Origin of the sequence: Pseudomonas sp. PD9R (genome assembly GCF_019200975.1) — a bacterium.
Classification (GTDB): domain Bacteria; phylum Pseudomonadota; class Gammaproteobacteria; order Pseudomonadales; family Pseudomonadaceae; genus Aquipseudomonas.
In genome coordinates this window covers 23,856-34,467 of record NZ_JAHTMR010000031.1, presented here as the reverse complement: position 1 = coordinate 34,467, position 10,612 = coordinate 23,856, and the positions used below count along the sequence as shown (strand labels likewise).

Sequence of the window (10,612 nt, the reverse complement as noted above, 5' to 3'; positions counted from 1 at the left end):
TGCTGGCCTCTACATGCCAGGCCTGGTAGCGCTGCGGCATAACGAAGCGATCATTGCCATGAAAGATCGCCTGAAGGCCAACGGCAAGGCCCCCAAGCAGATCATCTGTGCTGCAATGCGTAAGCTGCTGCATTTCGTTTACGGGGTGCTCAAATCGGGACAACCATTTGACCCAAAACTTGCACTTGCCCGGTGAGAGTCAAGACGGTATCTACATTGGTATGCGTAAACCTGTAGGAGCTGCCGAAGGCTGCGATCTTTTGATCTTGATCTGTTTAGCTCAGGGCTTTTTCAATCGCCTGAACCACGCTCGGATCATCCGGAGCGGTACGTGGCGAGAACCGCGCCAAAACTCGCCCATCTTTACCCAGCAGGAATTTCTCGAAGTTCCAGGTGATGTCACCAGGGAACTCCGCACCCTCGCCTGCCAGCAACTTGTACAGCTGATGACGTTCATGTCCGTTGACTTCCAGCTTGCTGGACAACGGAAACGTCACGCCATAGTTAAGGCTGCAAAAATCCTGAATCTCTTGCTCGCTGCCCGGCTCCTGGCCTGCAAACTGGTTGCATGGCAGGCCCAGCACGCTGAAACCTTTGGCTTTGTATTGCTGGTAGAGGTTTTCCAGCGCCGCGTACTGTGGGGTCAAGCCACATTTGGAGGCAACGTTGACCACCAGCACGACGTGCCCCTTGAAAGGCGCCAGCGGTAGCGCCTGACCATCCAGGGCTGTCAAATTAAGGTCGTGAAAAGCACTCATGACGAACTCCAGATTCCCGTGTTCTTCTCGAAACAGCCACTTGGCGGCGTCGCCTGGGACAGCCGCAGACTAAAAAGGCGCCCTCGGGGCGCCTCTCCAGTTATCTGAGCTTAGCGCAGAAAATCAGTGGTGATGGCCACCTTCGCCATGGACGTGACCATGAGCGATTTCTTCCTGGCTAGCGTCGCGGATATTGATGATCTTGACCTGGAAATTCAGGCGCTGACCGGCCAATGGGTGGTTGCCGTCGACAGTGACGTCGTCGCCATCCAGATCGCGGATGGTCACGATCTGCATCTGGCCATCCGGAGCGGAAGCGTGGAACTGCATGCCCACTTCCAGCTCATCGACGCCTTCGAACATGCTGCGGCTCAGGGTGCTGACCAATTCGGCAGCGTACTCGCCGTAAGCATCTTCAGGTTCAACGGCTACGGTCAGCTCGTCGCCGACTGCTTTGCCTTCCAGCGCCTTTTCCAGGCCCGGGATGATGTTACCTGCGCCTTGCAGGTAGACCAGCGGCGCGCCGCCGGCGGAGCTGTCGATGACCTCACCAGCGTCGTTGGTCAGGGTATAGTCGATGGAGACAGCCTTATTGGCGGCGATCAGCATGGGGCGAGACCTTTTGCATAAGAATGAAGAAAGACCAAGTTTAGCGAAGCAATCGCCCGAAAGCGAACACAACCCGGACAGACGGATTGCGACGGTCACGGGCTTCCATCAGGACGAGGACGGCCACTGGGTGGCCGAGCTTTCCTGCGGCCATACCCAACACTTGCGCCACCAGCCGCCCTGGCAAGCCCGCGCCTGGGTCATGGACCCCGCACAACGCCATGAAAAAATAGGCCAGTCCTTTGATTGCGGTTGGTGCGCACAAGGCTCGGTTAGCGATAACCTTGGCGACTGAATTTCGGTAATCGACCAGCCATAGGTCGTGACCATTGCCATGCACCTTCCAGAGAATCCGCATGCAAACTTTTTTTATCGCCCCCACCGATTTTGGCGTGGGTCTGACCTCTATCAGCCTCGGGCTGGTGCGTACCCTTGAGCGGGCCGGCCTCAAGGTCGGTTTTTTCAAACCGATTGCCCAGCCGCATCCGGGTGATACCGGTCCCGAGCGGTCCACCGAACTGGTAGCCCGAACCCATGGCCTGAAACCGCCGCAACCGCTGGGCCTGGCCCACGTCGAACGCATGCTCGGCGACGGTCAACTGGACGAGTTGCTCGAAGAAATCATTACCCTCTATCAGCAAGCGGCCATCGGCAAGGACGTGCTGATCGTCGAAGGCATGGTCCCGACCCGCACCGCCAGTTATGCCGCACGGGTCAATCTGCACCTGGCCAAAAGTCTCGACGCCGAAGTGATCCTGGTGTCGGCGCCGGAAAACGAAGTGCTGACCGAATTGTCCGGTCGCGTGGAATTGCAGGCGCAGTTGTTTGGCGGTCCGAAAGACCCGAAAGTCCTTGGCGTGATCCTTAACAAGGTCAAGACCGACGAAAGCATGGACGCCTTCGCCTCGCGCCTGAAAGAACATTCACCGCTGTTGCGCAGCGGTGATTTCCGCTTGCTCGGCTGTATTCCGTTCCAGCCGGAACTGAACGCCCCGCGCACCCGTGACGTCGCCGATTTGATGGGCGCACAAGTGCTCAACGCCGGTGACTACGAAACCCGGCGCATGACCAAAATCATCATTTGCGCGCGCACCATGCGCAACACCGTGGAGCTGCTCAAGCCCGGCGTGCTGGTGGTGACTCCCGGCGATCGCGACGACATCATTCTCGCCGTCAGCCTCGCCGCCATGAACGGCGTGCCCTTGGCCGGCCTGCTGCTGACCAGCGACACCCTGCCCGACCCGCGCATCATGGACCTGTGCCGTGGCGCCTTGCAGGCCGGCCTGCCAGTGTTGTCGGTGAGCACCGGCTCCTACGACACCGCCAACCAGTTGAACGGCCTGAACAAGGAAATCCCGATCGACGACCGCGAGCGTGCAGAGATCATCACCGATTTCGTCGCCAGCCACCTCGACGCCAACTGGCTGCACCAGCGCTGTGGCACGCCACGCGAAATGCGTCTGTCGCCAGCGGTGTTCCGTTATCAATTGATCCAGCGCGCCCAAATTGCCAACAAACGTATCGTCTTGCCGGAAGGCAGCGAACCGTTGACGGTGCAAGCCGCTGCGATCTGTCAGGCACGCGGCATCGCCCGTTGCGTGCTGCTGGCGAAACCGGCAGACGTTGAAGCGGTGGCTCGCGCCCAAGGCATCGAGTTGCCGCCGGGGCTGGAAATCCTCGACCCTGATTTGATCCGCGAACGCTACGTCGAGCCGATGGTCGCCCTGCGCAAAAGCAAGAGCCTCAATGCGCCAATGGCCGAGCAGCAACTGGAAGACACCGTGGTGATCGGCACCATGATGCTGGCGCTGGATGAAGTCGACGGCCTCGTCTCCGGCGTCATTCATTCCACCGCCAACACCATCCGCCCGGCCCTGCAGCTGATTAAAACGGCGCCGGGCCGCACCTTGGTGTCGTCGGTGTTCTTCATGCTGTTTCCCGAAGAAGTGCTGGTCTACGGCGACTGCGTGATGAACCCGCATCCGAGCGCCAGTGAACTGGCCGAGATTGCCCTGCAAAGTGCCGACTCGGCAGCGGCATTCGGCATCACCCCGCGCGTGGCGATGATCAGCTACTCCAGCGGTGAATCAGCCAGCGGCGAAGAAGTCGAGAAGGTTCGTGAAGCCACTCTCCTCGCCCATGAACAACAGAACTCACTGCTGATCGACGGCCCTTTGCAGTACGACGCCGCTGCCAACGAAACCGTGGCCCGGCAACTGGCACCCAACAGTCAGGTGGCCGGTCGCGCCACCGTGTTCGTATTCCCGGACCTCAACACCGGCAACACCACGCACAAGGCCGTGCAGCGCAGCGCCGACTGCGTCAGCCTCGGCCCGATGCTGCAAGGCCTGCGCAAACCGGTGAACGATCTGCCGCGCGGCGCGCAAGTCGACGACATCGTCTACACCATCGCGCTGACCGCGATCCAGGCAGCCAACCGACCTATGGATGTTTAAATGCTGGACTCACTACCTGCCGCCGTGCGCGGCGTGATTGCCTCACTGTTGTTGGCGCTGAATACGATTTTGTTGTGCTCGTTTCTGTTCTGTGTCGCGTTGATCAAAGTATTGCCGTTCGCCCTGACCCAGCGTTTAGCGAAGTGGTTGATGAGCCACACCCACGAAGCCTGGATCAGCATCAACAAGGGCTGGATGAACCTGGTCCGCCGCACCCGCTGGCACGTCAGCGGGCTGCAAGGGCTGGATTATCAGCATTCGTACCTGATCACCAGCAACCATCAGAGCTGGGTCGACATCCTGGTCCTGCAATACGTCCTTAACCGTCGCATCCAGCCGTTGAAGTTCTTTCTCAAGCAAGAGCTGATCTGGGTTCCCGTGATCGGACTGGCATGGTGGGCCCTCGGTTTTCCGTTCATGAAGCGTTACTCCAAAGCCTATTTGGAGAAGCACCCGGAGAAGAAAGGCAAAGACCTGGAGACCACGCGCAAGACCTGTGCAAAGTTTCGCAATAACCCGGTAGGCATTTTCAATTTTGTAGAAGGCACACGCTTCACCGAGGGCAAACATACGCAGCAGAAATCACCCTTCAAATACCTGCTCAAACCCAAGGCCGGTGGCATTGCGTTTGTGCTGGATGCCATGGGCGAACAGCTGGAGTCGATTGTCAACGTAACCATCCACTACCCCGCCGGACGCCCCGGTTTCTGGGATCTGCTGTGCGGGAATGTTGCGGACGTGGTGGTGCACTTTGAAGAACTGAAAATTCCGCCACAGTTCATCGGCAAGAACTACGACCAGGATGGGGAGTATCGGTTGCAGTTCCAGGGGTGGATCAATCAGTTGTGGGAGGACAAGGATGCGTTGTTGGGGCAGATGCATCTGGAGTATCCCGCCAAGTCTTGAGTCGCCAGAACCGGCCCCTTCGCGGACAAGCCTCGCTCCTACAGGGTCTCGCTGAACCTGTAGGAGCGAGGCTTGCCCGCGAAGGTATCCGACCAGACACAAAAAAAACCGCCGATGATCACTCATCGGCGGGTTTTTTATTGGTGGCCAATTGTGCTGTTCAATTTGGCGCCCAATCTGTGGACTCATGCGAAAAAGTTATGAGTAGAGATGAGCCATTAAATATAACCATCACTTCCACTTGAGCAGCAACCATACTCGTCGCCGTTGTCGTTAGAATTATCAACACCGCCCCCGAAATCAAGTGGGCCGATAGTGACAACCGGGATGATCTCAGGAAGTGGTGCAGGGATGACAGGTACCGTAGGAGGATAAAAACTGCTACCGATGCCACCACCATTACTACCGTGAGGCTCTGCTTCCACTTCGACCTCCGCTTCTTCCACTTCCACCTCAATCCCAGCTCCCTCTCCCCCGGCATCACGAATAACTCCAAGGCCTTCATCTGGAAAAGCTATCGGAGCAGCCTGTAATTCTCCAGTTTCAGATATCCATTGACAAGAGAGCATCTGATTTGCGTACGCGTCTCTCAATGTATTTCTATGGACGATTTGCATATCGGGTGCGCAAGCATAATCAAGATAGCTATCCATTGGATTGTCATTAAAAAATCCAGCAGCATTCGTCGTAATTTTTTTAATTATTTCCGAACCAACAATTGAAGCCACACCGGTGATAATGGTAACTATGGCTAAACCAGCAACAAGGGCAGGTGCGGCCCCACCCAGAATTGCCATTATTGCAATCACACCAGCGACGTTCCCGACAAGACTGATGACATCACCCACCTTGATCTCGGCGCCATCCCTGATATCTATTCCAATTTTCAGAAAGGTAATTGTTCCCGCAACAATGTTGGCTGGCATGCTCACAATCGGTACATAAGGCCCGGCCAACTTTGTCACCGAGGTCACACTTGCTATCACCGCACCAGTTTGAGCCGACTGATTCAGCAGCACCATTCCAGTCCCGTTAACCCGAAACTGATCTGCTACTGCAGTCGCGCCAGAGCCAACTGTTATACCGTCATTGACAACACCTACAATTATTACGGCCTTCCCTGCCATATATTACTCCTTAATCACAGTTTTAAATGCAAGCGTCATTCTTACCTGATCGCACTTCACAGAAGGCGATCTCGCAGCGTGAGGAATCCGCCCATCGAAAATCACCACCCGCCGGGATTTAGGAAGCACAGACTTGATTATGTTTTCTTTTTTATCATCATAGAAAACAAGTTCTCCGCCCCAAGACGTGGGCCAATGTTCATTACAAAAAACGATAACTGAAAGGCCTGGATGCGTCTTGTTGTCCCTATGAATAATCGTGTCTTGTCCGAATGTCTGCCCGTTTGCATAAACTCCCAGTAACGTGGTGTTTAAATCATGCAATTTAGAGATCCTTTCCCAAAAACCGCTCAAAAAACACCATGGCTCGTTATTGACAAGTTCCTGTGCACAGGACTGCCTATCAGGGCGACCTCTACCGGCAATAAATACATGCCAGCAAGGTCTAATGAATGGGAGCTGTTCATAGTTTGGCCAGTTGTATCTCCAGATTGCGCCCTTGAGATTGAGATTTATGCGTTCTTCCTCCTCTCTGGTTAAAAAATTGTCAACTACGAATATTTCATTGTCTATTTTCTCGATATTCATGCGCTATCCTTTTCGCTAACACTCTGTTCCAAACACCATTATTAATGAGTAAAAATAGCAAATACAGAGAACTGAAACCCCAAGAAAAAATTATAAAATAATTTTTAAAATTACTGTATTTCGCCCACTGCAATATATCTTGTCGATCTATTAACAACGTCAGCTCATTGTCATACACCCCCCAAACAAATCGCTTTCTCCGATCTTGCTCAACTGCGACCCATAGCTTTCGCGATTTGTTGAAGCCTAAGTGCTCGATATCCCGGGTAGAAGCTTCGATAACATAGTCATACCTTTCATTACCCGGCCCGACTGTGAGATACAAATTTGATGTGGTTTTTGAACCTCCCGAAACATTTCTATTGACGAAGGCACTTTCCAAAACCACTTTTTTTGGCGCCAAAGGAATTTCTACCAACTTATAAAAGTGATAAAAGGAGCCACCAACCAAACATAGAGAAATAATTATTAGGAAAATAATTTCTAAAGTGGTCAGCACATATCCATCGGGAATAAAAATCGCGTTATATCGCACACCTCACCCTCACCCTCACCCTCAACGCCAACACGTACACTTCCGATCTGCACGTAATTTTTTTCATACATTTTTTCAAGCATTAACTCTTTCTCTCTTTCAACAACACTATCCCCATTTACAAACCAATAGAACTTCTCTGCTTCCGATACTGTTGTAGTCCAAATCTGATGGCGTCGGCGGGGCTGGCAGTTTGTACATTTGTCGGAGTTCGCAGAGACTATGCGTACCGCCAGCGGGAGTAACTGCCCCCGAAAATAACCTAGCTATCCAGGCGGGCGCCCGGCGTATTGGGATGTGCTCTGCGGGAACGTTGCAGACGTGGTGGTGCACTTTGAAGAACTGAAAATCCCCCCGCAGTTCATCGGCAAGAACTATGACCAGGATGGTGAATACCGACTGCAGTTCCAGGGCTGGATCAATCAGCTGTGGCAGGACAAGGATGCGTTGTTGGGGCAGATGCATCGGGAGTTTCCAGGTAAACACTAATCCCCTGTAGGAGCGAGCCTGCTCGCGATAGCGGTCGTACATTCAGAATTTATGTCGACTGATTCATCGCCATCGCGAGCATGCTCACTCCTACAGTTGACCGAGTTGACCAAAAATAAAAAACCCGCCGATGATCACTCATCGGCGGGTTTTTCATTAACGGCTAACGCTTAGATCGCGCCACGCTTGCGCAGCAGATCCAGCACTTGCTTGACGCTTTCTTCCAGCGACAACGACTGGGTGTCGATGACCAGATCGGCATCCAGCGGCACGTCGTACGGGAAGGACTCGCCCGGAATGTTATCCCCGGCGGCCGCGTACAAGCCCTGCGGATCACGCTCGGCACAGACGGTTGGCGAGGCCTGGACGTAGACCGTCAGCAGACGCTCTTTGCCGATCAGTTCTCTTGCTTGTTCACGACCTTCGGCATTCGGTGCGACAAACGCCGCCAGGGTCAGCAGGCCCGCTTCGTTGAACTGACGTGCAACGTGCGCGGCACGACGCCAGTTCTCGGTACGCCCGGCGCGATCCTGTGGCAGACCTTTGTTCAGGTCGTGACGCAGGTTCTGGCCATCGAGGACAAACACCGCACGCCCCATGTCGAATAGCTTGCGCTCGACGGCGTAGGCCAGGGTGCTTTTGCCCGCGCCCGACAGGCCGCTGAACAACACGGTGGCCGGTTGCTGACCGAAGCGTTGTGCACGTTCTTCGGTAGCAACGTGAGCCAGCTTGCCGTGATGCGTGGCGTTGCCGTGAGCCAAAGGCTGGGCGACGATCATGCCGGCGCCGACGGTGCCGTTGGTCAGGCGGTCAATGATGATGAACGCGCCGGTGGTGCGGTTGCTGTCGTAACCGTCGAGGGCAATCGGCGCGTCGAGCGCGATCTTGACCTTGCCGATTTCGTTCAGTTGCAACGCGCTGGCAGGGCCTTCTTCGAGGGTGTTGACGTCGACCTTGTTGACGATGCTGGCGACGGTGCCAGGCACGTAACTGGTGGCGCGTTTGATGTCGTATTTCTTGCCCGGCAGCATCGGCTCTTCAGCCATCCACACCAGCATCGCTTCGAAGCTGTCGGTGACTGGCGGCACGTTATCCGCGTGAACCAGCAGGTCGCCACGGGAGATGTCGATCTCGTCTTCCATGGTCAGGGTTACGGCCTGACCAGGACCGGCGTGCTCCAGCTCACCTTCGAAGGTGACGATGGATTTCACGCGGCTGCTCTTGCCCGACGGCAGAACAACGACTTCGTCGCCCTTCTTGACGATGCCGCTGGCCAGAGTACCGGCGAAACCACGGAAGTTCAGGTTTGGACGATTGACGTATTGCACCGGGAAACGCAGGTCGGTGAAGTTGCGGTCGCCCGCCACTTCCACGGTCTCGAGAATTTCCATCAGCGACTGACCGGTGTACCACGGCGATCGCTCGGACTTGTTCACCACGTTGTCGCCCTTGAGAGCAGACATCGGTACGAAGTGCATGCTGGTCGGCTTCAGCTTCAGGCCTTCGGCGAACTTCAGGTAATCGGCCTTGATCGACTCGAACACGCCCTGATCGAAGTCCTTGAGGTCCATTTTGTTGATGGCGACGACGATGTGCTTGATGCCCAGCAACGAGGCGATGAAGCTGTGGCGACGGGTCTGGGTCTGCACGCCGTAGCGGGCGTCGACCAGGATGATCGCCAGGTCACAAGTGGACGCACCGGTGGCCATGTTGCGGGTGTACTGCTCATGGCCGGGGGTGTCGGCGATGATGAATTTACGCTTGGCGGTGGAGAAATAGCGGTACGCGACATCGATGGTGATGCCTTGCTCACGCTCGGCTTGCAGGCCGTCGACCAGCAATGCCAGGTCGATGTCTTCGCCAGTGGTGCCAACTTTTTTAGAGTCGCGGGTGATTGCTTCCAGGTGATCTTCGTAGATCATCTTGGAGTCGTGCAGCAGGCGCCCGATCAGGGTGCTCTTGCCGTCATCGACGTTACCGCAGGTCAGAAAGCGCAGCAGCTCTTTACGTTCGTGCTGGCCCAGGTAGGCGAGGATGTCCTCGCTGATCAAATCAGATTGATGCGACATGACAGCCCCTTAGAAATAACCTTGACGTTTTTTATCTTCCATCGAGCCTGCGCCATCGTGGTCGATGACACGGCCCTGGCGCTCGGAAGTTCGCGTCAGGAGCATTTCCTGAATGATGTCCGTGAGGCTTTCGGCCTCGGACTCCACCGCGCCCGTCAACGGGTAGCAGCCAAGGGTACGGAAACGCACTTTCTTTTTGACGATGCGGGCTTTGTCTTCATCGCTCAGGTGTTCGAGGATGCGCTCGTCGTCGATCATGATCAGCGTGCCGTTCTTCTCGATGACTTCACGCTCGGCGGCGAAGTACAGCGGGACGATCGGGATGCCTTCCAGGTAGATGTACTGCCAGATGTCCAGTTCGGTCCAGTTCGACAACGGGAACACACGGATGGATTCGCCCTTGTTGACCTTGCCGTTGTAGACGTTCCACAGCTCTGGACGCTGGTTTTTCGGGTCCCAGCGGTGCTTGCTGTCACGGAACGAGTACACGCGCTCTTTGGCGCGGGATTTCTCTTCATCGCGGCGCGCACCACCGAAGGCGGCGTCGAAACCATATTTGTCCAAAGCCTGTTTCAGGCCTTCGGTCTTCATGATGTCGGTGTGCTTGGCACTGCCGTGGGTGAACGGGTTGATGTTCTGCGCCACGCCATCCGGGTTGATGTGGGTGATCAAGTCGAGGCCCAATTCGGCAACCATTTTGTCGCGGAAGGCGTACATCTCCTGGAATTTCCAGCGAGTGTCGACGTGCATCACCGGAAATGGCAGTTTGCCGGGGAAAAATGCCTTGCGTGCCAGGTGCAGCATCACGGCGGAGTCTTTACCGATGGAGTACAGCATCACCGGGTTGTCGAACTCGGCGGCCACCTCGCGGATGATGTGGATGCTTTCCGCCTCCAGCTGTTTCAGATGCGTCAGTTTGTCGACCATGGCTACTCACGAAAGCTTTCTTATGAACGGCCAGCGGGCCGTGTTCGAGCGGGGAATCCTAGCACAGCGACCTCTTCTAATCAGGACGCCGACTAGATCGAAAGAGCATATGAATATGCCTGCCTGTTTGGGCCAACCGCCTCAAGGA

The 10,612-nt window shown here is 55.5% G+C and carries 10 protein-coding genes and 2 pseudogenes; 5 read left to right on the top strand and 7 right to left on the bottom strand.

Annotation, left to right across the window (positions count from 1 at the left end; genetic code table 11):
• Positions 1-196, top strand: a pseudogene (locus KUF73_RS30585) (IS110 family transposase); the annotation flags it as partial.
• A gap of 79 nt (positions 197-275) precedes the next feature.
• On the opposite strand, the gene KUF73_RS30580 reads toward KUF73_RS30585, so the two are convergent.
• The gene (locus KUF73_RS30580; RefSeq protein WP_218441662.1) at positions 276-758 is read right to left on the bottom strand and encodes a glutathione peroxidase; all 483 of its coding nucleotides are present in this window, start codon (positions 756-758) and stop codon (positions 276-278) included.
• Positions 759-881: 123 nt separating this feature from the next.
• Positions 882-1,367, bottom strand: coding sequence for a peptidylprolyl isomerase (locus KUF73_RS30575; protein ID WP_008054392.1), 486 nt, complete (start codon positions 1,365-1,367; stop codon positions 882-884).
• Here KUF73_RS30575 and KUF73_RS30570 point away from each other — a divergent pair.
• From KUF73_RS30570 to KUF73_RS30560, 3 genes are all read left to right on the top strand, one after another.
• Positions 1,336-1,662: a DUF3565 domain-containing protein gene (locus KUF73_RS30570; protein WP_218441661.1), complete on the top strand. Its 327-nt coding sequence runs from the start codon at positions 1,336-1,338 to the stop codon at positions 1,660-1,662. The genes KUF73_RS30575 and KUF73_RS30570 overlap by 32 nt on opposite strands.
• 61 nt (positions 1,663-1,723) lie before the next feature.
• Positions 1,724-3,823 carry a phosphate acetyltransferase gene (gene pta / locus KUF73_RS30565; protein ID WP_218441660.1) on the top strand — a complete coding sequence of 700 codons (2,100 nt, stop codon included), beginning with the start codon at positions 1,724-1,726 and terminating at the stop codon, positions 3,821-3,823.
• Entirely contained in the window at positions 3,824-4,729 is a 906-nt protein-coding gene (locus KUF73_RS30560) for an acyltransferase (protein WP_218441659.1), read from the top strand.
• Between the two features lie 218 nt (positions 4,730-4,947).
• Here KUF73_RS30560 and KUF73_RS30555 read toward each other — a convergent pair whose 3' ends face one another.
• The 3 genes from KUF73_RS30555 to KUF73_RS30545 are packed head-to-tail and all read right to left on the bottom strand — an operon-like array spanning position 4,948 to position 6,979.
• Entirely contained in the window at positions 4,948-5,856 is a 909-nt protein-coding gene (locus tag KUF73_RS30555) for a hypothetical protein (RefSeq protein WP_218441658.1), read from the bottom strand.
• 3 nt (positions 5,857-5,859) lie between these two features.
• On the bottom strand, positions 5,860-6,444 hold the full coding sequence (locus tag KUF73_RS30550) for a 2OG-Fe(II) oxygenase (RefSeq protein ID WP_218441657.1): 585 nt from the start codon (positions 6,442-6,444) through the stop codon (positions 5,860-5,862).
• Positions 6,419-6,979, bottom strand: a complete 561-nt coding sequence (locus KUF73_RS30545) for a hypothetical protein (protein ID WP_218441656.1) — start codon at positions 6,977-6,979, stop codon at positions 6,419-6,421. Before KUF73_RS30545 ends, KUF73_RS30550 begins: the two co-directional genes overlap by 26 nt.
• A gap of 267 nt (positions 6,980-7,246) precedes the next feature.
• Here KUF73_RS30545 and KUF73_RS30540 point away from each other — a divergent pair.
• A pseudogene (locus tag KUF73_RS30540) lies at positions 7,247-7,468 on the top strand (acyltransferase); the annotation flags it as partial.
• A 170-nt stretch (positions 7,469-7,638) separates the two neighbouring features.
• Here KUF73_RS30540 and cysN read toward each other — a convergent pair.
• Both cysN and cysD read right to left on the bottom strand, forming a co-directional pair.
• Complete coding sequence (gene cysN, locus KUF73_RS30535) at positions 7,639-9,537, bottom strand: sulfate adenylyltransferase subunit CysN (protein WP_218441655.1); 1,899 nt, start codon at positions 9,535-9,537, stop codon at positions 7,639-7,641.
• 9 nt (positions 9,538-9,546) lie between these two features.
• Positions 9,547-10,464, bottom strand: coding sequence for a sulfate adenylyltransferase subunit CysD (cysD, locus tag KUF73_RS30530; protein WP_150731844.1), 918 nt, complete (start codon positions 10,462-10,464; stop codon positions 9,547-9,549).
• Between the last annotated feature and the right edge of the window lie 148 nt (positions 10,465-10,612).

Coding starts and splice junctions, on each gene's coding strand:
- KUF73_RS30580 (WP_218441662.1), bottom strand. CDS start 758: ATGAGTGCTTTTCACGACCTTAATTTGACAGCCCTGGATGGTCAGGCG.
- KUF73_RS30570 (WP_218441661.1), top strand. CDS start 1,336: ATGGAGACAGCCTTATTGGCGGCGATCAGCATGGGGCGAGACCTTTTG.
- KUF73_RS30575 (WP_008054392.1), bottom strand. CDS start 1,367: ATGCTGATCGCCGCCAATAAGGCTGTCTCCATCGACTATACCCTGACC.
- pta (WP_218441660.1), top strand. CDS start 1,724: ATGCAAACTTTTTTTATCGCCCCCACCGATTTTGGCGTGGGTCTGACC.
- KUF73_RS30560 (WP_218441659.1), top strand. CDS start 3,824: ATGCTGGACTCACTACCTGCCGCCGTGCGCGGCGTGATTGCCTCACTG.
- KUF73_RS30555 (WP_218441658.1), bottom strand. CDS start 5,856: ATGGCAGGGAAGGCCGTAATAATTGTAGGTGTTGTCAATGACGGTATA.
- KUF73_RS30550 (WP_218441657.1), bottom strand. CDS start 6,444: ATGAATATCGAGAAAATAGACAATGAAATATTCGTAGTTGACAATTTT.
- cysN (WP_218441655.1), bottom strand. CDS start 9,537: ATGTCGCATCAATCTGATTTGATCAGCGAGGACATCCTCGCCTACCTG.
- cysD (WP_150731844.1), bottom strand. CDS start 10,464: ATGGTCGACAAACTGACGCATCTGAAACAGCTGGAGGCGGAAAGCATC.